This is a genomic window from Bacillus sp. 22-7 (assembly GCF_010628845.1).
Taxonomy (GTDB): Bacteria; Bacillota; Bacilli; order Bacillales; family Cytobacillaceae; genus Cytobacillus; species Cytobacillus firmus_B.
The window spans coordinates 402-26,284 of sequence record NZ_NJQY01000017.1; the positions used below are offsets into that span (position 1 = coordinate 402).

The window sequence follows — 25,883 nt, forward strand, 5'->3', positions numbered from 1 at the left end:
CGGCATCATCGCTCCCTGCACTTGAGGGAATGGCATTTGCGGGTAACATGGATTATAAGGAAACATCGGCTGATATTGACCTCCTTGATGTGTATAAAGAGATGATTCGCTTTCCGGCGATTCAGGGCTTTCTTGATTTGAATACGGCTTTACCTGCGGAAGGATATTAACTGGTTTAGGCGGGAGCTGAGGCTGCGGCTTAGATTCTGAAATTGGCAATGGTTTTTGCTGTGGTTTTGTTTCTGCAGGCTTCACTGGTTTTTCCTTTGCTTTAACCTCTTTTGCAGGCAGAGGTTTCTGCTGCTGCGGCTTTACCTCTTTTGCCGGCAGCGGCTTTTGCTGCGGTGCCGGCTGCTGAATATTCATCATGTAATAATTATTTATATCAATTTCCGGCATAATAGGTGTTGGCATTTTGGGCTTATAAGGTTTTTTTGGAACTTCCTTCGGAGCCTCTGCTTTTGGTGCAGTCTTAGGCACTTCTTTCGGAATTTCAACCTTCGGTGCCGTTACTTTTGGCATCTCCTTTTTTGGTGCTTCAGCTTTCGGCATGGTAATAGGTTTCTCTTTGGCAAAAGGCTGTTCTGCTTTTGGCATTTCCTTTTTGGCACCCAAATTTATTTTTGCTTCCGGTGTTCCTCCAATAGGAGCTTCTTTTTTTATAGAGCCTCCACTTGCAGGAACTTTTATTTTCATACCGGGCATAATCATATCAGGGTTGCTGAGCTGTGTATTCATCTTTTTCAGCTCTTCAAAATTCACGCCGTACTTTTTGGCAATCTTCCAAAGAGTATCCCCTTTCTGTACGATATGGATTTTCACTCTGAATTCCCTCCTATGCTTAAGGTGATGCTTCCATCTGTGATGGCTGGGCTTAGGTCCACATGATGTGGGTGGTCACACAGAATTTGCCGCAGGTGCGGCTTTCTCAGTCTGTGCCCTAATCAGCATTTACGGGCATTTCATCCATTTATGTGAAAGGTGCAGATTAGTGCCCGTTAATCTCGATGAGTCCATATAGTGTATGAAGGATTGGGCAAATTGCTAACAATCTACACAAAAAGATATGCTTTTTTTCCGGGAATTATGATTCATCGTTTCATTCATATACCAATCACAGCAATGGGCAGTAAGGCAATAAAAAAATCCTCCTGGAGTGGAGAATTTTTTTTAGGCATAGCTTCCGCGAAGTATATTTTACCCTGCGAGCTATTTTTCAATTTTAGCAGCCTGAAAACCTTGTGCCACATTTATGGACGTTCAAGCATCCTGCCAAGTGCCAGTTTGGCATATGCCGCAGTTGGCTCTTCAACCTGAATCAGATTTTGGCTTTCACCCTCCCCGATTGCTTCAAGAGACCAAACCAGATGCGGCAAATCGATTCGGTTCATGGTCAGGCAAGGACACATATGCGGGTTAAGTGAGATAATTTTCTTATCCCGATGCCGTGCGATAATCCTTTTAACTAAATTCATCTCTGTACCGATTGCCCAGGAAGATCCAGGCTCCGAGTGTTCAATTGCTTCGATAATGTAATTGGTTGACCCTGCCATATCGGAAAGCTCCACCACTTCTCTCCTGCATTCGGGATGGACAATGATTTTCATATCGGGATATTGTTCGCGAACTTCTTGTACATTTTCTATAGTAAAGTTTTCATGAACAGAACAATGCCCTTTCCAAAGAATCACTTTTATGTCCTCCAGCTGCCCTTCATATTCCAGCAGATCTGTAATAGGGTTCCATACAGCCATTTCTTCAAGAGCTATACCCAGGTTATATGCTGTATTTCTTCCAAGATGCTGATCAGGCAGAAAAAGAATTCTCTGCTTCTGCTCAAAGGCCCAGCCCACCATCTTTTCAGCATTCGAAGAAGTAACTGTAGCTCCCCCGTAACGGCCAACAAAAGCCTTTATGGCCGCAGTAGAGTTTACATATGTTAAAGGAAGCATAGTATCGCCAAACATATTCTGCAGCTTCGTCCAGGCTCTTTCTGTTTGGCTGATATCAGCCATATCAGCCATGGAACAGCCTGCACGCATATCAGGTAAAATCACCTTTTGATGTGGAGATGTTAATATATCCGCCGTTTCAGCCATAAAGTGCACTCCGCAAAATACAATATATTCCGCCTCGGTATTCTCCTGTGAAAGCTGTGCAAGCTTGAGTGAATCACCTGTAGCGTCCGCAAATTGGATGACCTCATCCTTCTGATAATGATGACCCGGAATGAACAGCTTATTCCCAAACCTATTTTTTATTTCCCTTGCCCGATCCTCCAATTCCTTTACAGTCATCATCCGATATTTTTCCGGTAGGATATTTGCTTGTTTTTCTGCTGTCTGAAAAATATTCATTTGCCCCAAACCCCTTTGTCAACAATTTTATTCCACAATAACCTTCACGCTTATATCAAGTGATTTCACAGAATGGGTAAGAAAGCCGAGGGAAATGAAATCAACTCCTGTATCGCTGTAAGCCTGCAGGTTATCGAGTGTTATTCCTCCGGAGGCTTCAGTCACTATCCCATTCGGCACGCTTCTGATCCACTCTTTTATCTCTTCCGGACTCCTGTTATCGAACATAATTACATCTGCACCTGCCTCAACTGCTTCCAGGACTTGTTCTTTTGTTTCCGTTTCGACTTCGACTTTTACCATATGCCCAATTTTTGACCGCACTTCTTCCACAGCATTCGCAATTGAGCCGGCAAAAGAAATATGGTTGTCTTTGATCATGACTGCATCATAGAGGCCATATCGATGATTAAAACCCCCTCCGGCCCTGACTGCATATTTTTCAAGCATTCTCATGCCTGGTGTAGTTTTTCTTGTATCACAGATCTTTGTACGTGAACTGTTCAGCACCCGGATAGCCTCATTTGTTTTTGTTGCTATTCCGCTCATTCTTTGGACCAGATTCAAAATAACTCTTTCTCCTTTTAATAAATCCGATACTGGCCCTGAGGCTTCAGCAAGGATTTGACCTTTCTCGATCCATTCTCCGTCCCTTACTTTTATATTGACTTCAGCCGCAGGATTCAGCACCTTAAATCCTGACCTGACTATTTCTTCACCGCAAAAAATCCCATTCTCTTTTGCCAGAAAAATGACTTTTCCTATCTGGCCCTCTCCAAAAATAAGTTCACTTGTCAGGTCGCGGTCACCAATGTCTTCGAGAAAATATTGTTCAAGTTGCAATCGCAGCTTTAATTTGTTCATTTTCACCATTCCTTTCAGCTTTTCGGCAGTGAATAATCCTTTTTCCAAGCCATTCCGGGCTTTCGAAAGGATAATCCTGCCGGAAATGACCACCCCGGCTCTCTGTTCGCCTTAATGCAGAATCTGTGATTAGATAGGCTGCAATCAGCATAAAAGCCCGTGTTATTTCCTCTTTTGAAAAATGTTCAAGATCTGCTTTTATCCATTCTTCAATTTTGCAGCCTTCAAGCCAGGCCATCTGAGCGAAAAGCCCTTCCTTTGTTTTGATAATCCCGGCATTTTTCATCATGTTCACTTTAATTTCTTCAATGGAAGGCAAATCTTCTTTAAATGGCCGCCTTAGTTCAGGGTTATGACTTTGCTTTTCTTCAGCAGGTTCACTATAAGGCAGTCCATTAAGCCAATCCGCTAGCCGCTTGCCGCAATACAGCCCTTCCAGCAGGGAATTGCTTGCAAGCCGGTTAGCACCATGTATGCCTGTGCAGGCAGCTTCACCAATCGCATACAGTCCGGGAATGCTGGTGCGGCCCAATAAATCAGTTTTTATTCCTCCCATTAAAAAATGACTTCCGGGAGAAACAGGGATTTTCCCAAGACCTAAATCTACGCCGTTTTCTTCACATATTTTTGTTATGGTCGGAAATCGGGATTTAAAGTTTTCAATTGAAGAGATATCCAGGAACACGGTTTTCCCCTTCTCCAGTGAATGATAAATGGCCTGTGACACTATATGTCTAGGCGCTAAATCACCCTGTGGGTGAAGACCTTCCATTACAGGGCTCCCGTCTTCTGTAATAAGACGCCCGCCCTCTCCCCTTACAGCTTCAGAGATCAGCCCCAGTGCTTTGCCGTCTTTATAAAGAAGTGTGGGGTGAAATTGGATGAACTCCATATCTGCTATCTCTGCCCCGGCCCTGTATGCTAAGGCAATCCCATCTCCAGTTACAGTGACGGCATTGGAGGTATATTCATACAGCTGGCCGCAGCCTCCCGTAGCGAGCACAACATGAGAGGAAAAGAATCGATGAATGGCACCAGCAGAATCTTTTCCTTTTAGCCCTATACACCTGCCGTCTTTTTCATTTATGAGCAATTGGAATACAAGAATATCTTCTAAGAAACGAACGTTGGGATTTTGCTTTAACAGCATAAAATCAATGACTGTTTTTCCTGTGCAGTCTCCTCCCCCATGAACAATTCTATTTTCTGAATGAGCCCCTTCCCTTCCTAACGCAATGGATCCTTCAGAATCCATATCAAACAGGCACCCCTCCTGATTCAGCTCTTTTATAAGGGTTGGCGCCTCACTGGTCAAGGACAGCACTGCATCAGAATCATTATGAAACCTTCCTGCTTCGAGTGTATCCATGTAGTGCTTTGATGGGTGATCATTTTTTCCCAGGGCAGCAGCAATACCGCCCTGCGCCATATATGAGTTTCCATTTTTTATAGTCGACTTTGTGAGAATAATCACATTTAAGTCCTGGCGCAGCTTCTTTGCCAACTGCAGAGCGGCTACCCCGCTTCCAATAATTAAAACGTCGGCATTCATTATTTTTTACCTCCTGTTTTTACAGGTGTCTTGACACCTATATTTACACAGATTTAGAATTATGACAAGAGGTTTTCATAGTTTAAGAGGAACTTCTGACTTTTTGAACGATTTAATTAGAAAGCGAAAGCAGGTGAGGTACATTAAATATTTCGATTACGCAGCATCTTGTCCGCTTGACAAGGAAGCCGCAGATGCCTATATAAAAGCCTCAACTGAATACTTTGGCAATTCCCGCAGCCTTCATGATACCGGGAGCGCAGCAGAAGGGCTTCTTGAAAATTGCAGGATGGAATTGGCAGGCATTTTAGGCGTTAAGAGTGAAGGAATCTATTTTACCAGCGGAGGTACGGAAAGCAATTTTCTTGCAATAGCTGCATTGCTGTCTGCTTCTGAAAAACCAGGAAAACATATCATAACAGGAATCGCTGAACATTCATCCATTCATAGTATTTTAGAGAAATTACGTCTTGAGAAAGGGTATGAAATTACAAAAATTCCTTTTGGCTCAGATGGCCGTATAGACCTGAAAAAATTAAGTTCCGCCATCAGGAATGACACCGTCTTAGTTACCATGCAGCACGGCAATTCTGAAATCGGCACATTGCAGCCTCTCCCTGAGATCAGCGAGCTTTGCAGAGAAAGGCAAATTTTGCTGCATAGTGATTGTGTTCATTCGTTTGGCAAATCAGATTTAAAAGAAGTCGCCCGCTTTGCTGATAGCCTGTCCTTTTCAGCACATAAATTCTACGGACCAAAAGGGGTCGGAGGCGTTTATTTAAAACCAGGCATGCGGTGGTGCTCCTTCTTACCCGGAGTTTCACATGAAAAGGGATTCAGGCCTGGCACTGTAAATCTTCCGGGGGTTGTCGGGATGACAGTGGCTGCACAGAAAGCTTATGTAAATTTAAACAAGCATAACAGCCACTTCCAAATGCTGCGAGAAGTACTGCTAAAGGAACTTGAACCTGCACAGGAGAAATTCGTAATATACGATTTTAGAGGCTCTTACCAGCTTCCTTCTACATTGGGACTTCGGCTAAAAGGGGTGGAAGGACAATACATCATGCTCGAATGCAATAGGCTCGGATTTGCCATATCTACAGGAAGTGCATGCAGCACAGGCTTGCAAACTGTTTCTAAAACGATGGAGGCACTGGGAGTTGCAGACAAAAAAGGCAAAGAATTTATCAGGATTTCTTTCGGATGGAATACATCTGCAGAGGATGCAAAGGCATTGGGGAGAAAGCTTGCTATCATGGCCAGGGAACTCGTACCGCTCTAATTTTTTCTTCTGCCGTTCCTTATGTTAGAATGAGACATTATCGGATTATAAGGGTGAGAAAATATGAATGAACAAAAAAAGGTGCTCGGAGAAGAGCGGAGGACCTTTCTGCTTGAGCTGCTGAAAGAAAGCGGACAGCCCATTACAGGAGGCGACCTTGCAGCAAAAACAAATGTAAGCAGACAGGTAATTGTTGGGGATATCACCCTTCTAAAAGCAAGAAAAGAGCCAATCATTGCCACGAGCCAGGGTTATATGTATCTTCATCAGGCTTCTCCTGCATCAGCAGCCGAGCGGGTCATTGCCTGTCATCATGACCCTGGGAGGACTGAAGAAGAATTGAATCTGCTTGTCGATCATGGAGTTACTGTAAAAGATGTAAGAATTGAACATCCCGTCTATGGTGACTTAACTGCATCGGTTATGGTATCCACCCGCCAGGAAGTCAAGCAATTTATGGAAAAAATCACTTCCACAAAGGCTTCTTTCTTATCAGAATTAACAGACGGCATCCACCTCCATACCCTATCCGCAGCCTCCGAACGAAAACTCGATGAAGCTGAGAAATTATTAAAAGAAGCTGGATTTCTTATTAACCTGGAATAGCTTTATATACAAAAAGGACCCGGATATGTATTAGCCGGATCCTTTTTGTTTATTCCTGCAGAACTCTGCTGTTCTTATTCCGAAGCTGAAAATACGGATAGCTGCCCAAAACCTTAACACTGCAGCCCAATGCCTCCAATTCAGCAGCTGCACCAGGGATTAGGATGTCATCCAGTTTCATATCCACGTCAATGATAAAGAAATAATTCCCTAAACCAGTTTTCATCGGTCTTGATTCAATCTTAGTCAAGTTGAGCTTCCTCCAGGCAAATGCGGAAAGCACCTGATGAAGAGCCCCTGACCTGTCAGCCGGCAGCGTCACCATAACAGTCGTCTTGTGTCCTGCAAATTCCTTACGGTCTTCGCTGATTGACAATTCTTTATTGGCTAAAACAATGAACTTTGTATGGTTATAATCAAAATCATGGATATCTTCTTTAACGATCGCCAATCCATATACTTCTGCAGCTAATTCATTAGCTATGGCGCCTGCCCGCATGTCTGGATTTTCTCTTACAAATTGAGCTGCGGCTGCTGTGGAAGTAGTGCTTTCACAAGGGATCCCTTTCAGCTCTTTATGCAGAAATTTATGGCATTGCGCAATAGCATGGGAATGACTATAAACCACATCTGTTTTATCCCACTCCTTAACATTAGCTGGATGAACCATAAAATGCTGGCGAATAGGAGCTGTCAGTTCGCCGATAATCGGAAAATCCACTTCATGGATTAAATAGTCCAATGTAATGTTCACTGAGCCTTCCAATGCGTTTTCAAGAGGAACTACCGCCAGCTCTATTTCATTCTCATTTAAAGCATCAAAACAGGCAGGTATCGTTGGGTAGGCAACGGCTGTCTCATTAGGGAACAAGCTCCTGGCTGCAATATCTGTAAAAGTGGCTTTAGGTCCTAAAAATCCTAACTTCACGGTAATTACCTCCTTCTTATTCAGACTTATTTTAAATCACTGAAAATTTACTTTGTACTTTATTACTTTAACATATGTATGTGGTTTACAAAATAAAAAATGAAAAAAGGGCAGGGTACAGAGCACATTTTCTCATGCACCCGTTCCCAGCACCTCTACTTTTTCTACAAACTCCAATTTTCGAAGCCTCGTCAAGAGTTCCTCAATCTCGATGCCCATTTCAGTTACATTCAGGGAAAGCGTGACATTTGCCCTTCCCTGAAGGGGAATGGTCTGGTGAATTGTTAAGACATTGCACCCCGATGAAGCCACAACGCCCAATAAATGTGATAAAGTCCCTGACCTGTCTTCCAGGTGAAAGAATAAAGTGATCAGCCGTTCTTTGACAACCGTATGGAAAGGAAACACAGTGTCTCTATATTTATAAAAAGCACTTCTGCTCAAATCAACTTTCTGGACAGCATCCCAAACCGATTCGGCTTTTCCCCTTTCGATCATTTCCTTCGCATCCAAAGTTTTCTTCATGGCTTCAGGCAGAACATCTTCACGAACTAAATAAAATTTCTTATCGAATCTATCTTTTCTCATTTCTCCACCCCGTCAATCGAGAAGGTTAGTCAATAAACTCGAATTCATAATCAAGCAGCTTAACGGTATCACCGTCTTTTGCTCCTTTTTCACGAAGAGCATCATCCACACCCATTCCGCGCAGCTGTCTGGCAAACCTGCGGACAGATTCATCTCTTGAGAAGTCAGTCATCTTAAAGAGTTTCTCAATAGCATCACCTGATACAACGAACACTCCTGCAGGATCTCTAGTAATGACAAATTCGGTCTGTTCAGCTTCATGCTTGTAAAGAACGCGGTGGACACCTGTGTCTTCCTCTTCTTCATGTGACAGCGGGAATTCAGGGGTTTCTTCAACCTTATCTGCAACGGCAAATAATAAATCCCTTAACCCTTGTCTTGTTAAAGCGGATATCGGGAAAATCGGATAATCTTCATCAAGCTGTTCCTTGAATTTTTTTAAATTTTCCTCTGCATCAGGCATGTCCATTTTATTAGCCACAATGATCTGCGGCCTTTCGGTGAGACGCAGGTTATATTCTTTTAATTCTTTATTGATCGTTAGATAGTCTTCAAAAGGATCTCTGCCCTCAACAGCAGCCATATCGATAACATGAACAATAACCCTTGTTCTTTCAATATGCCGCAAAAACTGATGGCCAAGTCCTACTCCCGAATGGGCTCCTTCAATTAATCCAGGCAAGTCTGCCATTACAAAGCTGCGTCCATCTTCAGTCTCAACCATTCCCAGATTGGGAGCAATTGTCGTAAAGTGGTATTCCGCAATCTTTGGTCTTGCTGATGATACAACTGACAGTAAAGTTGATTTTCCGACGCTTGGGAAACCTACTAAACCAACATCAGCTAAAAGCTTGAGCTCAAGCACAACATCTCGTTCCTGGCCCGGTTCGCCATGTTCGGACAATTCAGGCGCAGGATTGGCAGGTGTCGCAAATCGGGTATTTCCCCTGCCTCCGCGGCCCCCTCGTGCTATGACAGCTCTTTGCCCGTGCTCAGTCAGATCGGCGATTACTTCCCCTGATTCAGCATCTGTTACGACTGTTCCCGGCGGTACTTTAACAATCATGTCTTTTGAATTTCTTCCATGCTGGTTCTTGGACATGCCATGCTCACCGCGGGGAGCTTTAAAGTGGCGCTGATAACGGAAATCCATTAACGTGCGCAATCCTTCATTCACTTCAAAAACAACATTGGCACCCTTGCCGCCATCTCCGCCGGCCGGGCCTCCGTTCGGCACATATTTTTCCCGGCGGAAAGCAACCATTCCGTTGCCCCCGTCCCCGCCTTTAACATAAACTTTGACTTGATCGACAAACATATATAAATTCCTCCCGTCTGCAGTATGTCCCGATTGTCTGGCATTCAGCCAGATTACCGGCACTGACCGGATCCGCTTCTTACACTTAAGAAGTGCCCAGCCTGCAGAGTTTCACACTTAGTATTGCTTTTTTTGGCGGAAATCACTCTCTGCCATTCGCAATGAATGGCACAAATAATTCCAGTGCAAGCTCCTCTTCAGCTAAGTCCTGAACAGCAGCCGTTATGTCAGTGTTCTTCTTTTTAAAGAACTTCTCCAATTGATCCATATCTGTTAGTATTCCGCTAAAATCAAAAAAGAAACGAGCCCCTTCTTTTTCATGCCTGATGGACACAGATAAATGATTATCATGGTAAGGCTTAACTGATGAGTCCAAAATGGCCAAAAAAGAGCCTGTCCACTCAGAAAGGACAGAGTCATCCAACCGTCCGGCAATGGGATCATCGAGCACCTCATATTCAACCTGAAAGTAGTGGTTCTCCCAATTATAAGTCAATAAAAGCGAAGCAAAACCAGGAAGATTCAAATTCGAAAGTCTTGCCTCCTGCTGTGCTTCCACTACAATTTCATCTATGATTTCCTTAGCCCTGTCTATCTTATTAAGGGAAAGGTTGCCTTTAATTAATTGTATTTTATTCAGCCAGTCATGCCGGGCATGACGCAGCACTTCAATCATATTCCAGTCTTTTTCCATATATGCACTCCTGTATGGTTATTAGGCTGTCAGAAGACTGTGCTTGCTGTAAGTATATCAAAAAACATAGGTACAGTAAGCAAATTTATGATAAATAAGAAAATATTGCTTATGCGATGAAGAGCTTATGTCTTCAGCTGCTATAAATTTATCAGATAAAATTTGAAGTGCACCGGCAGGGTTTTTTGCCAAAAAAAGAAAACCCTAACCTTGTGGGGCTAGGGTTTTCTCGAAAAGGCTTACGCCTCTTGAGCTGCAGGATATACGCTCACTTGCTTGCGGTCACGTCCAAGACGCTCGAATTTAACAACACCGTCAACTTTCGCGAATAGTGTGTCATCGCCGCCTTTACCCACGTTTACACCTGGGTAGATCTTAGTACCGCGCTGACGGTATAAGATTGAGCCGCCAGTAACGAATTGTCCGTCCGCACGCTTAGCGCCAAGACGCTTAGAGATTGAATCACGGCCGTTCTTTGTAGAACCTACTCCCTTTTTAGAAGCGAACAACTGAAGATCTAATTTTAATAGCATTTATTCCACCTCCTGCTTTTTGAAGGTAATTTTTATATACTTTCCGTAGTCCTCTTCAATCGTCTGCAATGAGACAACCATGCCTTCAAGCAGAAGCTGCACTTTCTCATTCATGTCATCCTGAAGATCAGGAAGGACACAGCGGAGAAAGCCCTCTCCATGGCTGATTTCTGGTGTCACGCCGGTTAGGGCATGGACAGCATTAATGGCACCGATGGACACAGCAGATACGCCTGCACAGACGATATCCTTGCCTCTGTTTGCGAAGTATGCATGACCACTAATTTCAAACGAATGAATATTTCCGGAATCTTTACGAATAATCGTAATTTCAATCATCTTAAATCGCCTGATTAAGCGTTGATTTTTTCAATCACAACTTTAGTGTAAGGCTGACGATGACCTTGCTTCTTACGATAGTTTTTCTTCGCTTTGTATTTGAATACAGTGATTTTCTTTTGACGGCCTTGTTTTTCAACTTTAGCTGTAACAGTAGCACCTTCAACTACAGGGCTTCCTACTTTTACGCTGTCTCCGCCAACGAAAAGAACCTTTTCAAAAGTAACTGTTTCGCCTGCTTCAGCGTTAAGCTTTTCGATGTAGATAGCTTGACCTTCTTCTACACGTAATTGCTTTCCGCCAGTTTCGATAATCGCGTACATGAACTGCACCTCCTCTTAGACTAAGACTCGCCATCCCAGGCGCCGACACGAAATGCGGGCTTATGTACCTGTTCTGTGCGGTTGTAGCACGGGTGCGCTACAAACATAACATGAAAATCCTATCATATAATGATTAATCATGTCAATAAGAATTATATGATTCTCTTTGTTTGCACCTGAAAGTAACTCTTTTGCGTGCCTTTACAATTATAATGCTAATGGGGTTATTAGGGAAGTGGGAAATACTGCACTTAGAAAAGCGCAAGCGCCTTGATCACGAAGGAACGCAGACTAAGATCGCCACGTCCTCCCAAAAGCTACCGCTTTCGGTCGTGCGATGTATCGCTGCCGTAGCTTTCCTTGACCTGTGGCAACGTCTGCATGACCCGCATCCTCCCAAAAGCTGTCGCTTTGGTCGTGCGATGTTTATGCTGACGAAGCCTTCCTTGTCCTGCGGGCCTCAGGCATAAGACGGTTCCTGTAAGAAGGCGTTTTTCCTTCTGGAAGGAAACGGCTTATGATCCCGAGTCCCTAGGAGCCGAAACAAGACAAGCTTGTGACCTCGAGGGGGTAGGCGCTGGAGCTAGACAGTTACCGAAGTTCAAAGTTATACATTCTTATCTGTTAAAAAAGCAGGCAGGACGCTTAACCCAGCCTGCTTTGAACTATCCCAGCTCATTAACTCTGCCAAACTTTCGGATTTCATAAAATGGCTTGCTATTTTCCTTAATGGAAAAAATAATTCTAAAGCCAATACTGTCTTCGATTCTTTTTTTATGGTCATCATTTTCCCCTGAGAATACCGCTGCTGTGTCTCGTGTGGTTTCGATCAGGACAGCTTCATGGTCTTTGCCGCGATGTTCCCACAGTTCTCTTTCCAGCCTGAAGGCAATGGTCTCAGCACTCAGCACTCTTCCGGTGCCCTCGCATAATTGACACCTTTCGGTAAGTGATTCAGAAATGGCCGGTCTCGTTTTCTTGCGGGTCATCTGAAGGATCCCTAGAGGGGAGAATCCAACAAGATTCGTGCGTCTTTCATCTTTTTTCAGCGCGTTTTCCATTATGGCAAGAATATGCTTCCTGTCGGATGCTTCTTTCATATCAATAAAATCGATTAGGATCATGCCGCCAATATCACGGAGCCTGATCTGTCTTGCAGCTTCTTCAGCTGCCATTTCATTGGTTTTTAGCACAGTGTCTCTGCGGTCCTGTTTACCGGCGAACTTCCCGGTATTGACATCGATGACTGTTAAAGCTTCTGCTTCATCAAAAATAAGATAGGCCCCATTTTCAAGCCATACAATTCGTTTCAGCGCTTTATCAATCTCAGCTTCCGCATTAAAAGCAGAGAAGATATTTTTCTTGCCCGTGTATAGCTGAATTGTCAGGCCCGTGATTTTCGCTAGCACATTCTTCAGTGATAAATCGTCCACGGCGATTTCACCATCAGCCATTTTCTTCGCCTCTTCAATAATTTCCTTAATAAAAGAATCCGCTTCATACACTTTTCCCGGCTTCTTTTTCATTTCCGCTTCCCTTAAAAGGTCCCTGTACTCCAGCCTGAGCTTTTCCAGTTCATCCATAATCTCATTCTCTTTCCTGCTGACGCAGGATGTTCTGAAAATCAGACCTTCATTCTCTTCTTTAGCACGATAGCCAAATTGGCGCCAGTTTTCTCTTGCTTTACTATCCTCAATTTTCTTGGAAACAGCAACATAACGGCCGTTTGGCATATATATCAGTGACTCTCCTGAAAATTCAATTAAACCAGACAATCTTGGTCCTTTCGTGCCAGCAGCGTCTTTTTCAACTTGAACAAGTATTCTTTCTCCCTGATGGACAAAGGAAGAAATGCTCCGTTTTTCCTTCATTTGCAAATCCTCGGCAGAACAAACATAAGATGCCAGTTTGTCCCGGTGAAGGAATCCGCTTTGATCTTCACCTATCTCTACAAAAGCTGCATTCAATCCAGGCATTACTTTTGCAACAGTGCCTAAGTATATATCCCCAACTGATGAACGATGCTTCGGCTGGTCAATAAATAGCTTCTCGACCCTATTATCTTTTAAATGCACAAATCGGCGCTCTCTTGATGCATAATTTACAACTAACTTATCCAAAACGATTTCCTCACTTTAAAACATTATTTATTCATGTTAATCAAAATTTGCTCTTCAGTAAACATAAAGCAAATCCCCTATTTTTGCTGTCAGCACTTTTTCCGCAAAGCATGCATGCAGCAGTTCATTTTCATCTAATGCACCCTTTTCTTTCCCGTCCTTTTCAACAATGATGGGGTGCTTGCATCCTCGCTGAAATCTTTCCAGCACGTCAATAACCAATTCCTCTTCCCGGACAACGATTGGCTTCAATGTCCGAAAGTCGCTGTGCTTCCCATAATATCTTTCGAGAAGAAAACGGATAAACACAAACCGGCTCTGCTTCCATTCATGATATAGCGAAAACACCAAAAAAGCGAGGATTACCCAAATGTTCAAGTTAACCGGAGAGGTCAGCAAAGTTAGTATAATGAAACTGATTAGACCCGCAGCCGAAATGAAAAGTGTTTTTCTGTGCGCTTCCGGAAATGCCTGATTAAGAGAAAGCCATAAGAATACAAGCTTTCCTCCATCCAATGGCCAGACAGGAAGCAGGTTAAAAATTAATATCATTAAATTAAATTGAATAAACAGATGAAAGATATCAGCAGAAAGCCAGGAAAGCTCATAAAATAACAGCCCCGCCCCCATCATCCATATATGCTGAAGCGGCCCTGCTATAATGACTATAATCTCCTCTTTCAGCGGCCGGTTCCCGTGCTCATCCATTTCCGCTACACCGCCAAATGGCAGGAGGGCAATCTTTTTTATTCTCCAGGAATAGAAGGATGCAGCAGCGGCATGGCCCATTTCATGAACAAAGATAATCAGCAGCAGCATGCATAATTCCATAAAGTGAGCAGTTGCAACAGACAGTCCGATAACTGCCCATAACAAAGGATGAATATGAATATGTGTAATTAACCCTGTTATTTTATTCAAATGGGATCACCTGGATCGGATCTATAAAATCATCATCTTTTTTAATCGCGAAATAAAAAGAGCCTTTTTCAGCATCACCGGCGTCACCCGCTGTACCAATACCTGTTCCTTTTTCGACGTATTGATATAAATTCACATTAATTTCAGCCAAATTGCCATACCAGGACTCACTTTTATCACCATGCTGAATAATGACCGTATTTCCAAAACCATCCTTCTTTCCAGCAAACCGCACAAGCCCTTCACTCATTGCTTCAATGGAAGCTTCCTTTCCTGTTTCGATTGTTATTCTCTGTCCATTATCATCAAATTCTTCCAGGATCTTTGCAGAAGCGGGCAATGCATATTCGCTGTTTTCTTTAACGTTCTTCTCATCACTTTTGCCATCTGAAAATGGCAGCAGGGCCAGCGGTTTACCAAATTGTTCTTCATACCAGCCGGAAACTGCGGCGAATTGAAAATCTTTCTCCATTGCTGTTTTTACAAAATCTCTTGCAGGATCAAAAGTCGCTGCCTGGTTTTTAAAAAGTATGGCAGCGAATAAAAAAATACAGGCAGAAGCAAGCAATTTGAAAAGAAATAGTTCCTTGCGAAATAAAGGGTGGTTTCCCTCTTCAAGCTTGCTTTCGTATGAGGGCAGCTTATTAAACCCGTACCGCTCTTCATCTTCTGTCCAAAGAACCGTTGAATCTTTCTTTTTGGAGAATCTCTCTTTGTCCTTTTTTCTCCGCTCGATTCTCTTGCGTATTTCATCCGCTCTTGAATTCATGATATCCCCACCATTTCTATATAACTCTATTTGTACAAGTTTATGAGTTGTCCAAATAGAGTATGACTTGAAGTGGTGTCTTGAATAAAAAAATAAACCGGAGATGGCTCCCCGGCTTTGGTTCAATAGATATTATTATTTTACTCCAAAAAACTTTTTCAGTTTTGAAAATACACCTTTATTCTCTTCTTCAAGAGGCTGAAGGGGTACAGCTTCGCCAAGGATTCTGCGGGCGATATTTCGGTAGGAAACCGAAGCTTTGCTGTTAGGGTTTAAAGCAATAGGCTCACCATGATTCGATGCCTTGATTACTTCATCATCATCTGCCACAATTCCGATTAAATCAATCGACAAATGCGCAGTTATTTCATCAACATCAAGCATGTCGCCATTTTTCATCATATGGCTTCTAATTCTATTTATTATCAGTTTAGGAGCCTCTACATTTTCTTCTTTTTCAAGCAAGCCGATAATCCGGTCGGCATCACGTACAGCTGAAACTTCCGGAGTGGTTACAACAATTGCTTTATCTGCACCGGCAACTGCATTTTTGTACCCCTGTTCAATTCCGGCAGGGCAGTCTATGACAATATAGTCATAATCCTGCTTTAATTCATCGACCAGCTTTTTCATCTGTTCGGGTGTAACAGCCGTCTTATCACTTGTTTGAGCAGCAGGAAGCAAATACAGCAGATCTTCAAACCGTTTGTCTTTAACCACAGCCTGATGTATTTTGCACCGGCCTTCCACTACATCGACCAGATCATAAATAATGCGGTTTTCAAGCCCCATTACCACATCAAGATTTCGAAGGCCAATGTCTGTATCCACCAGGCATACTCTTTTTCCCTGAAGGGCCAGAGCAGTACCTACATTTGCGGAAGTAGTCGTTTTCCCGACTCCGCCTTTTCCGGACGTAATGACAATCGCTTCTCCCATCCTAGCTTCCCCCTTGCAATCTAGTTATATTAGGTCTTAGATGCATCAAAACTTGTAATCTATCTACTGTAATTTGATCATTTTCATCAATATAAGCACATTCCATTTCCCGTTTTTCTTCCTCCTGATCATTGTCAGGGGCACGGTTAATACAATTGCTGATTCTTAACTGGGACGGCTTCATAAGCGAAGCTACCACCACGGCTTCATTATTTCCATGGCAACCGGCATGGGCTATGCCTTTTAGAGCACCCATAACAAAGATGTTTCCTCCTGCCATAACAGTGCCTCCTGGATTTACGTCTCCGATAAGAAGCAAATCTCCAGGAGTTTCGAGAACCTGCCCCGAACGAATTACCTTCGCAACAGATACAATTTCGTTTTCTTCCTTCTGTTTTTCAGCTTCTTCTTTGGTAATGACATTGGAGCTTATAGACTCGACGATCAGGTTCTTCTTTTGCCTGATTAACTCCTTTAATTCTTCCTGCTGCTCTTCTGTGAGATAACGGTTGCCGACTTGTACCCTAACGGAAAGAAGCCGGTCTTCAACAGATCTGGAGTTTTCTGAAAGCTTTCTATCAAGCTCTTTCTTCAGCTCTCCATAAGAGCAGGAATCATCAAGATGCAAAGTCAGTCCATCTTTCGTGCCTTTTATTGTAACGTTTTGGTTTTTTTTCATTACAAGATGTTCACCTCAATGATAAGAAACACATTCGTGCTGATGCACTCTATTTTTAAACAGGCTATTACTATAAACATAGCCAGTTTGGGAAATTCCATAAAAAATATGTCGATTTTCCTTATCCTTATTTGCCCATAAAGGTAGAATTCGACAGAAACCTTCTAAATCCCTTTTTTACTGAAAGGCTCTTTTTTCAAAGATTTTTGTTTTAGTTTGTGAATTCTGCCCGTTGATTTCCGCTCCAGCACGCAGCGAACCCGCGGGGAGGCATGCGAGCCTCCTCGGCTTCGCCTGCGGGGTCTCACACTTCCCTCTCCTCCCGCAGGACATTGAATAAGCTTCCTCGATTGAACACCGCACGAAGGAAATGCGTCAGCATTTTCGAGGATCAAGTGCCCACAGCGATAATCAACTTAGCAATAAACTAAGTTATGAAAAAGCACAAACTTTACAAAAACAGCCTACTGAAAATGATTCATTTAAAAGAAACCGGAGTAATCCGGTTTCTTTCTCTGCATTGTGAAATTATATCACTTCAACAATTATTCGTTTAAGCTGTCTGCAAATTTTTCAGAAAGTCTTTTAAATGGGTAGACAGCTAATATAATAAAAATGGCATTCAATATCAGAGTAGGCAGGAGACGGGATGAAAGAAAGACTGCAAATTCCATATCTGTATGGTGAATTAGTAAGTTCATCTGGTAAACACCGGCCTCAAGAAGGGTGATGCCCAAAAGAACAATTATAGAAGCCATCGCTATATTCGTCTGAAGAATTCTCATTAGTTTGGTTGTAATAAAAGCAATGACCGGAAATAGAAACAAATAAATGCCGATAATTTCAACATACACAATATCAAAAAGCAGCCCGAATAATAGGCCGTAAAGAATTCCGTGCTTTTTTGAGCCAAAAATAGTCAAAAAAAGCAATGCAGCCATCAGAAAACGGGGAACTGCTATTTTTCCGCTGCCTAATAAATCATGCGGAGTTACTTGAACAAATATGCTTTCACCAATAAAAAAGGCCAGGAGAATGAGAGGAAGAAGGAATCTTCTCACAGTTCCTCCTCCTTCTCATCAACCATTTCCATTAGTTCAGGCTGGGATGCCCCTCTTTTAACGACCATTACATGTCCGATATCATAGAAGTCTGCTCCTGGCTTAACATATGCGGTTTGAGTCAGACCAAATTCATCTGGAACAACATCTACAACCTTCCCAATCGGAAGGCTCTCAGGGAAAACACCGCCCAGACCTGATGTAATAACGTTTTGATCCTTTTCAACCTTCGCATCATAAGGAATCTTCTTAAGCAAAAGAAGACCTTTATCATCATCATAGCCTTCAATCAGACCGAAAAAGTTATTCTCGCCTGCCTGAATCTTAGCTGAGATGCGATTGGTCGGATCCATTGAACTAAGAAGCTGGACGGTTGAAGTAAATGTATTGCTGCTTTTTACTTTGCCAATCAGGCCTTTTGAAGTAATGACCGCCATATTCGGTTCAATTCCGGCATTTTTCCCCTTATTGATAATTAGCAGCTCATGCCATCTGTCGGGATTTCTTCCTATTACTGTTGCCTGCTTTGGTTCAAATTCACTTAAAGAATCCTTCTTATCCAAAATTTCTCGAAGTTCCGTATTATCTTTTTTCAGCCTCTGAACCTCAGACTCAAGTCTTGCAAGTTCATCCAGCCTTTTTTTCAGATCTTTATTTTCTTTGTATGTATTTTGCAAGTCTTCGACATTTTCAAAGAATCCCGCCACATAATTCACAGGGCTGGAAACAGCATTTTGTATAAACCCGGTAGTATCTTTTAAAAATTGTTCAGGCCAGGTCAAATTTTCTCTATCCTTTAAAGAAAATCCAATCAATGCCACGAGAATAATAATGCTGACAAGCAAAATAATCAGGCGTTTGTTCAGAAAGAACTGTGGCATCCTTTACACCTCGAATAGTATTTTTCTAGGGAATCCTGTGCCATTTAGGCACTGCTCAACAAAATATAACATATATCTGCAAAGATATCATTTGAATCTCAATAAAAAACCAAATTTGAGCCCATACACTTTAAAGAAGTGAATGGGCTTTATTATTTTACTTATTCAGAACTCTATTATCTGGATTCTTTAGCTTTTGTTTTGAATAAATCGATATGGTCAAGAGCTTTTCCGGTTCCAATAGCAACACAGTCCAATGGATTTTCTGCAATAAGGACAGGCATTTTGGTTTCTTCACTGATCACCTTGTCCAAATTGCGAAGAAGCGCTCCTCCGCCAGTCAGGACAATACCCCGGTCCATAATATCTGCTGCCAGTTCAGGAGGAGTTTTTTCAAGAGTATTTTTTACTGCATCCACAATCGCATATACTGTATCATTCAATGCTTTGGAAATTTCTTCTGCAGTAATTTCAATTGTTTTAGGCAAGCCTGTCAACAGATCGCGTCCGCGAATTTCCATGTTTTCGACGCCTTCCGGATCTCCGGCAGAGCCTACCTCCACTTTTATTGTTTCTGCTGTACGATCACCAATCATCAGGTTGTAATTTTTGCGGATATAATTGATAATCGCATCATCCATTTCATCACCGGCAATGCGGATCGATTGGCTTGTAACAATTCCGCCCAGGGAAATGATCGCTACTTCAGTAGTTCCCCCACCAATATCAACTACCATGCTTCCTGTAGGTTCCCAAACAGGCAGATTAGCTCCGATTGCTGCGGCGAATGGCTCTTCGATGGTATAAGCATCACGGGCGCCTGCCTGGCGGGTTGCATCCACAACAGCGCGCTCTTCAACGGCTGTAATACCTGATGGTACACAAACCATTACATACGGCTTCCCTGAGAAGAAGCCCTTATTTTTATTGGCTTGTTTAATATAATATTTCATCATGACAGCAGTGGTCTCATAATCCGCAATAACGCCATCCTTCATTGGACGCAGCGCAACAATATTGCCGGGAGTACGGCCGATCATATTTTTAGCGTCATTACCTACGGCTACAATATTTTTAGTATCTGTCTGCAGTGCCACTACTGACGGCTCTCTGACAACAATTCCTTTTCCTTTAACATAGACAAGCGTATTAGCTGTTCCTAAATCTATTCCAAGGTCTCTAGTACCGATTCCAAACATAAATGGTATCTCCCTTTCTGATACAAATTGCTCATTTTCCTAAGTAAGGTTTTTTAATGGAATTTTCTTTTATTTTTCTAGTACAATCCGCCTCCAAAAAGGCAAGGCATCTCAAAAATCATAACCAATATTATATCTTAACGTCAAACAAAAACATAGTGTTATAAATACCCTTTTTCCTTTAAACTGACAAATTTATTTTCACCGATGATCAGATGGTCCAGCACATCGATGCCGATTATTTTTCCGGACTCTGCAAGTCTTTTGGTTACTTCAATGTCTTCCCTGCTTGGAGTCGGATCGCCGCTCGGATGATTATGAATGCAGATGATGGACGCAGCCGACCTGCGAAATGCCTCCTTAAAGACCTCTCTGGGATGAACGATTGAAGCGTTCAGGCTCCCAATAAAAATAGTCTGCTTATGAAGCACCTGATTTTTTGTATTTAAATAAAGGCATACAAAATGCTCCTGAGACAAAAATCGCATTTCATGCATGACATAATTTGCCCCATCCTCAGGCGAACGAATAATATATCTGTCATCATATGTGAGCTTTGAAATTCTCCGGCCAATTTCAACTGCTGCCAGCACCTGAATTGCCTTTGCCGATCCTATTCCTTTAATGGCCGTTATTTCATCCAGGGATGCATCCTTTAACAGCCGAAGTCCTTCAAAATGGGTAAGAAGCCTATTCGCTAATTGCAGAACTGATTCATCTTTCGTGCCTGTTCTGAGTAATATTGCTATCAGTTCGTGATTGGACAAGCTCTCTGGACCATTTTGGGCAAAGCGCTCACGAGGGCGCTCATCCTGAGGAAAATCTTTAATTAAAAGAGAATCTGTTTGCATATTGTCCTCCCTAAACTCTGGGCTCAGGGAGCTGAAGATGAATGAAGTATATTAAGGTAGCGAATATCCCGCTTTCCTCAGTTCACGAACCGTTTTGGAGACAGGAAGTCCGACAACAGAAAAATAATCTCCGCTTATACTTTTTACAAGCATGCTGCCAATGCCTTGTATCCCATATGCCCCTGCCTTGTCAAACGGTTCACCGGTGCCAATATAAGAGTTAATTTCTTCATCTGTTAACTCCCAGAACACCACATCAGTTTTTTCATAAAATGTAATGGCATTTTTTTCAGGCGTCATGATAGATACACCTGTGTATACGGAATGAGTGGTTCCAGACAGACTTTTCAGCATAGTAAAGGCTTCCTTGCTGCTGTCTGGCTTTCCTAAAACAGCGCCGTCCTTAACAACAACGGTATCTGATCCAATTACATATGAATCAGGGTGCTTATTAAATACAGCCTTTGCCTTTCTATGGGCAAGCTCCTTCACGATCTCTCCTGGTGTCAGCACTGGATCAAAACTTTCATCGACATCACTGCTGGAGACTTCAAATTGCAAATGAAGATTTTCAAGAAGTTCTTTTCGCCGCGGGGAAGAGGAGGCTAAAATGAGGTTTTGCATGTAATCACCTTACCTTTATGTATCATATTGGGAGATACAGGTTAATCGTATCAAAAAATTGCCAGACAAACAATTTTAAAGAAGAAATTCACGGTATTTTTATATCAAATAATGACAAAAAGAAAGAGTCTGTCTAAATTTCCCGAACAGACTCCGCTTAATATGTGATATTTCCCAGAAAATATTCGAATCTTATAACCTTATGGCACAATATGCCGGGTCCTTACTGCCCGCCTGACTGAAGCAGTGACTGATAAGCGGCAAGAAACCCAAGCAGATGCTCCTGAATTTTACCGGCTGATGCAGCATCACCTGACTGCTGGTAAGTTTCCAGTTGCTTAGAAGCATTCAATAGTTCTTCTCTTACCGAAATCAGGCTTTTATTTTGAATTTGATTTGTTTCCAGTTCATTCACTGTCTTTCTGTGGCTTTCTATTTTTTCAGCTGTTTCAGGAGTTATGGAGCTGCCAAGAGTGGCACTGGCTGCACCTTCTGACAGGCTTTGATATAAAGCGGGAGCAATTTCAGCCAGTTTTTTCTCTTCGGCATTTACTCCTTCAATTCCTTTGCCTTCAAAGGTTACTTCTTTAGCAAATACATCAATTCCCTTGCTTTTAAGATCAGCTCCTATTTCCTTCGCCTCATCAAGGCTGCCTGATACCCCTAAGAAAAGAAAAGTCTGCTCTCCCATTGTTATGGATTGGCTATAAACCCCTTTTTGAGAGTTGGCATCCTTGATTTGCTGTGCTGCTTCGCTGTTTGAAAAAACGCCCCCTTGAACTACATATGTTGCAATCGTTTCTAAACCCGCTGATCCTGCAGGAGTCTGCTGACTGGCTGCTGCCGGTTTTTCATTGATTGGAGGCGCCACCACAGTTTCTGCTGCCTGATCTGTGAATACCAGCTTCAGCATGATGAATCCGAAGCTTGTCCCAAGAAGGACCGCAAAAAAGACAGCGAGAAAAATGGATGTTAAGAATCCTTGCTTATTTCTTCCCCGGAATTTCCTGGCCAGTGTACTCAGACCATTTTTAGCTGGTGATTTAGGAGGAGCTGCTATTTTATATTCCTTTATATCCTCATCTTCCGTTTCCTCAGGCAGAATCCAGTCAAAGCTGTCATCCGCCTCTTTGCCGGCCGCTGTTTGTATGGAAGCGAAAAATTCAGTTTGATCCTGCTTTTTCTGTCTATCCAGCTGTCTCGGATCCCATGATTTTTCCTTCATTTCTTCCTTTTTCTCCTGAAACGGACGGTCCTTGCCATTAATCTTTATCGTGATTGTTTTTTCGCTTTTAGGCTTGTCCACATCTCATCCTCCCTTCCGCACCGTTTCCTGAATTGTTTCCATCCTAACATAATGAAAAAAAAAAATAACAAGACTTTTGTCGTCTTGTTACGGAAGGATTTCGTCAAATTTTTCATTTGGTTGTTCAGTTAGTTACTGAAATTATATCAGGATCTAATTTATTTTTTGTGGATTCCTTAATTACCATCAGAATAGCATCAGCTCCACTTTTCTTATCTAAAACAAACAGCGGGTTATGAATTTTCTCTAAATTATTGTAAACAGAGAGTCTATCATTTCCGCATTTGATTTTATATCAAAATAATATAAATCTTGAAATAAAATCATAGATCTTTTACTCATTAACTTCTTTACAATTCTGAGTATCTCTATAAGACTGAGTGAAAGTACCATTCTATCAATTCATTGCCATAAAAGTAAGCAATCAGGGTTCCCATACCAATAAAAGGACCGAATGGAATTGGTTTTCCCTTTTTCACAACTCCTAAAAGCATGCCTATCCCACCTAGAAATGCTCCAAGCAAAGTTGCTAGAAAAAACGAAACCAAAACAAGCTTCACACCTAAAGCAATACCAATAACTGAGTATAGCTTTATATCACCTCCGCCCATGCCGCCTTTACTGATTACAGCTATAAATAAAAGTAGTAAAAAACCAAGTACCCCACCAACTAAACTATCCCACCATGGAGAAAGGGGAATTAGAATCCGTTCTGCTGTTAGGATCACTCCAAACAAAAAGAGAATTTTATTTGGAATGATCATATATTTATAGTCAGATACAAATATAATGACCATAAGAGAAACTAGTGTCCAGGCAACAATCAACTCTGAAGTCCACCCCAAAATTAATGGAGCAGCAGCAAACAAAGTACCTGTTAAAAGCTCAACAGCCGGATATAAGGCTGAAACTGATTCCTTACAGCGCCTGCATTTTCCACCTAGAAATACATAAGAAAAAATTGGGATAAGCTCTAAATATGATAAAGTATGCTTACAGTGTTTACAATGTGACCTCGGCTTCACTATTGATTGATTTTCAGGAACTCTTATGCCAACTACATTGTAGAAGGAACCTAGTATAGAACCAAATAAAAAAAATATTATCAAGAGATTTAGCATAAATATTAACGCAACGGCGTAGGCACAAGAAAGCTGATTTCCTCAGTGTCCTATTTATAGAGGTTCTCAATATTGTTATATGCCCGCAGCTTGTTTCCTCCTCTAAAATTTGTAAAAAATCAAAAAATGATCAACGGAATCTGAATATACTTGACAGTATATGTGTAATCTTTATAAACTTCAATGATGTATATCACTAATATTAGACCAATACACCTGTAAGAACCATATATTGAATTGCTAAAAAGGTTTACTTCTGCCAAAAAAATCCTTTTGACAGGCAAAAGGATTTTACTTCACATATTCCGCAACCCTATTCCTCCCAGCCTGCTTAGCACCAACATATAAAGCTCTGTCAGCATGGCGTATGAGGGCCAGTGAATCATCGGCATCTTCTGGTGCAGCAGCTACCCCAATAGAAGCGGTAATATATACTTTTGTGCTGCTGCTTCTTCCATCGATGGTCTGTTTGAGTATAAATGGTCGATTGGCAATGGTCTGTCTGATAAGCTCGGCCCAGCCTATTGCATCTTCCTTGCTGGTATCAGGCATTAAGACAATAAATTCCTCGCCGCCATATCGGGCAGCAATTCCAGCCGTATCAATCAAATTTGTCAGCCGATCAGCCAACTCGCAGAGGATTTCATTTCCGCTCTGATGCCCATACGTATCGTTCACTTTTTTAAAATGATCGATATCGAGTATGATGAGAGAGAGGAGATCCCTTGAACCGTTATGCAATCTGCTGAACTCTTCATTTAGTTTCGCTTCTATATAGCGGTAATTATATAGTTTCGTTAGCGCACAGCGCTCGCTTTTGGCTTTTGCTTCTTCATAGTGCCTGGCATTCTCAATCGCTATTGCAAAATGCGAACATAATATATCGACAATCATGAGCTGCGACTTTTCATATGCCCTCTTTTTCGTGGATGAAAGCAGCAGAATCCCCAATATTTCATTACTTCGGACTATGGGAACACAAATGATGCTCTCAGCATCTTCAGGCAAAAACTCCTTAGCAATGCTTTTCCATTTATTTTTCGAATGAAAAAGGACGGATTTTCCGGTTTCCAAAACCAATCCGCTGATTCCCTCATTTTTATTTGTTGGCATAAGATCATTTGGCTTAATTAGTTCATGCTCTTTCCGGTAAATGGAGTGAAGTTCATCATTGTCTTTGATATCAAGGATATAGGCATAATCAACAGGAACCATTTCGCTCAATTTCAAAATGAAAAGCTCCATAACCTCATTAACATCAAGATGCTCGGCCATTTTATGACTAATTTCTGAGGCTTTTTGAAGGTAATCAATCACCTTCTCACTTGAGTAATAAAGATGAAGTATGATTGAAAGACTTACAAATGGCACACCTACAATCAGGAGTGCAAGAATCCCCACTTCAGCATAGAGAATGTAAAGGATAAGGCCAATCGGGAATGTTATGAGTGAAGTGACCGTTTCCCAAATCAGGTCTTTTTCCAGAAAGGATATTCTCCTGCCGTACAAGGCAGCCTGAATTACACTGATTAATATCTGATTTAGTGTAAAATGAATAACCGGATAGGCGGCCGCAACCCAGAAATACCGGGGTTCAGCAATCAAATCTATGCCTGTTTTGCCTCCCATTGCAAAGTAAGCCAGCCCGCTCAATAAAGAGACCGTAAAGAATAAAAGTGAGTTAAGCGGCAGACGAAACAACTGGTCTTTTTGTACTTTAAGTCTGATAAGAAGTACCAGGACACCGACCTGAACCATAACCATTTCAGCAAGAAGACCAAAGGTTAAGAATACTGCCATGGAAACCCATTGAATTAAAAAGATTGGTGTATTATTGACAACCATCGGCATGGAAGAAACGAGAAACATTAAAATAAAAAAGGCAAATAAACTGATTCCCTGTCCTGAAAGATCGGGAGGGTAAAAATGATAGGTTAGCATGGAACCTGCGGGAATTAGCAGTATCCATAATAACCATATTTTTTTCTTGGCTCGTGAACTAACTATCTTTTCCCCCTCCTCCAA

Annotated in this window: 26 protein-coding genes and 1 other annotated feature; of the genes, 2 read left to right on the plus strand and 24 right to left on the minus strand. The window is 42.0% G+C overall.

Going from position 1 to position 25,883, the window contains the following annotated elements; all coding sequences use genetic code 11:
• The 4 genes from safA to nadB form a co-directional block, all read right to left on the minus strand.
• Positions 1-822, minus strand: an 822-nt coding sequence (gene safA / locus CE058_RS14685; protein WP_163143631.1) for a SafA/ExsA family spore coat assembly protein, incomplete at its 3' end; no start/stop codon positions are given.
• 428 nt (positions 823-1,250) lie between these two features.
• Positions 1,251-2,357, minus strand: a complete 1,107-nt coding sequence (gene nadA / locus CE058_RS14690; protein WP_163143634.1) for a quinolinate synthase NadA — start codon at positions 2,355-2,357, stop codon at positions 1,251-1,253.
• Positions 2,358-2,384: 27 nt separating this feature from the next.
• A complete protein-coding gene (nadC, locus tag CE058_RS14695; protein WP_163143637.1) occupies positions 2,385-3,221 on the minus strand; it encodes a carboxylating nicotinate-nucleotide diphosphorylase in 837 nt (278 codons plus the stop codon).
• Positions 3,190-4,773, minus strand: coding sequence for an L-aspartate oxidase (nadB, locus tag CE058_RS14700; RefSeq protein ID WP_163143640.1), 1,584 nt, complete (start codon positions 4,771-4,773; stop codon positions 3,190-3,192). Before nadB ends, nadC begins: the two co-directional genes overlap by 32 nt.
• Positions 4,774-4,876: 103 nt before the next feature.
• Here nadB and CE058_RS14705 point away from each other — a divergent pair, with 103 nt between their 5' ends.
• Together CE058_RS14705 and CE058_RS14710 are read left to right on the plus strand one after the other, a co-directional pair.
• Positions 4,877-6,058, plus strand: a complete 1,182-nt coding sequence (locus CE058_RS14705; RefSeq protein WP_226618278.1) for an IscS subfamily cysteine desulfurase — start codon at positions 4,877-4,879, stop codon at positions 6,056-6,058.
• Between the two features lie 63 nt (positions 6,059-6,121).
• Complete coding sequence (locus CE058_RS14710; protein ID WP_163143643.1) at positions 6,122-6,664, plus strand: transcription repressor NadR; 543 nt, start codon at positions 6,122-6,124, stop codon at positions 6,662-6,664.
• Positions 6,665-6,713: 49 nt separating this feature from the next.
• Here the strand turns inward: CE058_RS14710 and pheA are convergent, their stop codons facing one another.
• The 20 genes from pheA to CE058_RS14810 all read right to left on the minus strand — a co-directional run bounded on the left by pheA (position 6,714) and on the right by CE058_RS14810 (position 25,799).
• A complete protein-coding gene (gene pheA, locus CE058_RS14715; RefSeq protein ID WP_163143645.1) occupies positions 6,714-7,592 on the minus strand; it encodes a prephenate dehydratase in 879 nt (292 codons plus the stop codon).
• 132 nt (positions 7,593-7,724) lie between these two features.
• The gene (locus CE058_RS14720) at positions 7,725-8,180 is read right to left on the minus strand and encodes an ACT domain-containing protein (protein ID WP_035331302.1); all 456 of its coding nucleotides are present in this window, start codon (positions 8,178-8,180) and stop codon (positions 7,725-7,727) included.
• A gap of 25 nt (positions 8,181-8,205) precedes the next feature.
• Positions 8,206-9,498 carry a GTPase ObgE gene (obgE, locus tag CE058_RS14725; protein ID WP_035331304.1) on the minus strand — a complete coding sequence of 431 codons (1,293 nt, stop codon included), beginning with the start codon at positions 9,496-9,498 and terminating at the stop codon, positions 8,206-8,208.
• A gap of 142 nt (positions 9,499-9,640) precedes the next feature.
• Positions 9,641-10,192, minus strand: coding sequence for a sporulation initiation phosphotransferase B (locus CE058_RS14730; protein WP_163143650.1), 552 nt, complete (start codon positions 10,190-10,192; stop codon positions 9,641-9,643).
• Positions 10,193-10,431: 239 nt separating this feature from the next.
• A complete protein-coding gene (gene rpmA / locus CE058_RS14735) occupies positions 10,432-10,725 on the minus strand; it encodes a 50S ribosomal protein L27 (protein ID WP_009333115.1) in 294 nt (97 codons plus the stop codon).
• Complete coding sequence (locus CE058_RS14740) at positions 10,726-11,064, minus strand: ribosomal-processing cysteine protease Prp (RefSeq protein WP_163143653.1); 339 nt, start codon at positions 11,062-11,064, stop codon at positions 10,726-10,728.
• A 14-nt stretch (positions 11,065-11,078) separates the two neighbouring features.
• On the minus strand, positions 11,079-11,387 hold the full coding sequence (rplU, locus tag CE058_RS14745; RefSeq protein ID WP_035331309.1) for a 50S ribosomal protein L21: 309 nt from the start codon (positions 11,385-11,387) through the stop codon (positions 11,079-11,081).
• A 13-nt stretch (positions 11,388-11,400) separates the two neighbouring features.
• Positions 11,401-11,480, minus strand: a sequence feature (ribosomal protein L21 leader region).
• A 572-nt stretch (positions 11,481-12,052) separates the two neighbouring features.
• Entirely contained in the window at positions 12,053-13,507 is a 1,455-nt protein-coding gene (locus CE058_RS14750; RefSeq protein ID WP_163143656.1) for an Rne/Rng family ribonuclease, read from the minus strand.
• Positions 13,508-13,561: 54 nt separating this feature from the next.
• Positions 13,562-14,428 carry a M50 family metallopeptidase gene (locus CE058_RS14755; RefSeq protein ID WP_048010996.1) on the minus strand — a complete coding sequence of 289 codons (867 nt, stop codon included), beginning with the start codon at positions 14,426-14,428 and terminating at the stop codon, positions 13,562-13,564.
• The gene (locus CE058_RS14760) at positions 14,421-15,197 is read right to left on the minus strand and encodes a M23 family metallopeptidase (protein WP_163143659.1); all 777 of its coding nucleotides are present in this window, start codon (positions 15,195-15,197) and stop codon (positions 14,421-14,423) included. Before CE058_RS14760 ends, CE058_RS14755 begins: the two co-directional genes overlap by 8 nt.
• 135 nt (positions 15,198-15,332) lie before the next feature.
• The gene (gene minD / locus CE058_RS14765; RefSeq protein WP_048010998.1) at positions 15,333-16,136 is read right to left on the minus strand and encodes a septum site-determining protein MinD; all 804 of its coding nucleotides are present in this window, start codon (positions 16,134-16,136) and stop codon (positions 15,333-15,335) included.
• Position 16,137: 1 nt separating this feature from the next.
• Positions 16,138-16,815: a septum site-determining protein MinC gene (gene minC / locus CE058_RS14770; protein WP_048010999.1), complete on the minus strand. Its 678-nt coding sequence runs from the start codon at positions 16,813-16,815 to the stop codon at positions 16,138-16,140.
• A gap of 545 nt (positions 16,816-17,360) precedes the next feature.
• Positions 17,361-17,876 carry a rod shape-determining protein MreD gene (mreD, locus tag CE058_RS14775; RefSeq protein ID WP_163143661.1) on the minus strand — a complete coding sequence of 172 codons (516 nt, stop codon included), beginning with the start codon at positions 17,874-17,876 and terminating at the stop codon, positions 17,361-17,363.
• Positions 17,873-18,757, minus strand: coding sequence for a rod shape-determining protein MreC (gene mreC, locus CE058_RS14780; RefSeq protein WP_163143663.1), 885 nt, complete (start codon positions 18,755-18,757; stop codon positions 17,873-17,875). The genes mreD and mreC overlap by 4 nt, the downstream gene beginning before the upstream one ends.
• A 176-nt stretch (positions 18,758-18,933) precedes the next feature.
• Positions 18,934-19,956 carry a rod shape-determining protein gene (locus tag CE058_RS14785; protein WP_035331317.1) on the minus strand — a complete coding sequence of 341 codons (1,023 nt, stop codon included), beginning with the start codon at positions 19,954-19,956 and terminating at the stop codon, positions 18,934-18,936.
• 161 nt (positions 19,957-20,117) lie between these two features.
• Positions 20,118-20,807 carry a RadC family protein gene (gene radC, locus CE058_RS14790; RefSeq protein WP_163143665.1) on the minus strand — a complete coding sequence of 230 codons (690 nt, stop codon included), beginning with the start codon at positions 20,805-20,807 and terminating at the stop codon, positions 20,118-20,120.
• A 51-nt stretch (positions 20,808-20,858) separates the two neighbouring features.
• On the minus strand, positions 20,859-21,431 hold the full coding sequence (locus tag CE058_RS14795; RefSeq protein WP_163143667.1) for a Maf family protein: 573 nt from the start codon (positions 21,429-21,431) through the stop codon (positions 20,859-20,861).
• A gap of 223 nt (positions 21,432-21,654) precedes the next feature.
• Positions 21,655-22,737, minus strand: coding sequence for a hypothetical protein (locus CE058_RS14800; protein ID WP_163143669.1), 1,083 nt, complete (start codon positions 22,735-22,737; stop codon positions 21,655-21,657).
• Between the two features lie 368 nt (positions 22,738-23,105).
• Complete coding sequence (locus CE058_RS14805; protein WP_163143670.1) at positions 23,106-23,858, minus strand: prepilin peptidase; 753 nt, start codon at positions 23,856-23,858, stop codon at positions 23,106-23,108.
• A gap of 291 nt (positions 23,859-24,149) precedes the next feature.
• The gene (locus CE058_RS14810; RefSeq protein ID WP_163143672.1) at positions 24,150-25,799 is read right to left on the minus strand and encodes a sensor domain-containing diguanylate cyclase; all 1,650 of its coding nucleotides are present in this window, start codon (positions 25,797-25,799) and stop codon (positions 24,150-24,152) included.
• Positions 25,800-25,883 lie beyond the last annotated feature (84 nt).

Coding starts and splice junctions, on each gene's coding strand:
- rpmA (WP_009333115.1), bottom strand. CDS start 10,725: ATGCTATTAAAATTAGATCTTCAGTTGTTCGCTTCTAAAAAGGGAGTA.
- nadA (WP_163143634.1), bottom strand. CDS start 2,357: ATGAATATTTTTCAGACAGCAGAAAAACAAGCAAATATCCTACCGGAA.
- obgE (WP_035331304.1), bottom strand. CDS start 9,498: ATGTTTGTCGATCAAGTCAAAGTTTATGTTAAAGGCGGGGACGGGGGC.
- minD (WP_048010998.1), bottom strand. CDS start 16,136: ATGGGAGAAGCGATTGTCATTACGTCCGGAAAAGGCGGAGTCGGGAAA.
- CE058_RS14710 (WP_163143643.1), top strand. CDS start 6,122: ATGAATGAACAAAAAAAGGTGCTCGGAGAAGAGCGGAGGACCTTTCTG.
- nadB (WP_163143640.1), bottom strand. CDS start 4,773: ATGAATGCCGACGTTTTAATTATTGGAAGCGGGGTAGCCGCTCTGCAG.
- minC (WP_048010999.1), bottom strand. CDS start 16,815: ATGAAAAAAAACCAAAACGTTACAATAAAAGGCACGAAAGATGGACTG.
- CE058_RS14720 (WP_035331302.1), bottom strand. CDS start 8,180: ATGAGAAAAGATAGATTCGATAAGAAATTTTATTTAGTTCGTGAAGAT.
- CE058_RS14740 (WP_163143653.1), bottom strand. CDS start 11,064: ATGATTGAAATTACGATTATTCGTAAAGATTCCGGAAATATTCATTCG.
- CE058_RS14730 (WP_163143650.1), bottom strand. CDS start 10,192: ATGGAAAAAGACTGGAATATGATTGAAGTGCTGCGTCATGCCCGGCAT.
- mreC (WP_163143663.1), bottom strand. CDS start 18,757: ATGCCACAGTTCTTTCTGAACAAACGCCTGATTATTTTGCTTGTCAGC.
- CE058_RS14795 (WP_163143667.1), bottom strand. CDS start 21,431: ATGCAAAACCTCATTTTAGCCTCCTCTTCCCCGCGGCGAAAAGAACTT.
- rplU (WP_035331309.1), bottom strand. CDS start 11,387: ATGTACGCGATTATCGAAACTGGCGGAAAGCAATTACGTGTAGAAGAA.
- CE058_RS14805 (WP_163143670.1), bottom strand. CDS start 23,858: ATGCTAAATCTCTTGATAATATTTTTTTTATTTGGTTCTATACTAGGT.
- CE058_RS14810 (WP_163143672.1), bottom strand. CDS start 25,799: ATGCTAACCTATCATTTTTACCCTCCCGATCTTTCAGGACAGGGAATC.
- radC (WP_163143665.1), bottom strand. CDS start 20,807: ATGCAAACAGATTCTCTTTTAATTAAAGATTTTCCTCAGGATGAGCGC.
- CE058_RS14785 (WP_035331317.1), bottom strand. CDS start 19,956: ATGTTTGGAATCGGTACTAGAGACCTTGGAATAGATTTAGGAACAGCT.
- CE058_RS14760 (WP_163143659.1), bottom strand. CDS start 15,197: ATGAATTCAAGAGCGGATGAAATACGCAAGAGAATCGAGCGGAGAAAA.
- nadC (WP_163143637.1), bottom strand. CDS start 3,221: ATGAACAAATTAAAGCTGCGATTGCAACTTGAACAATATTTTCTCGAA.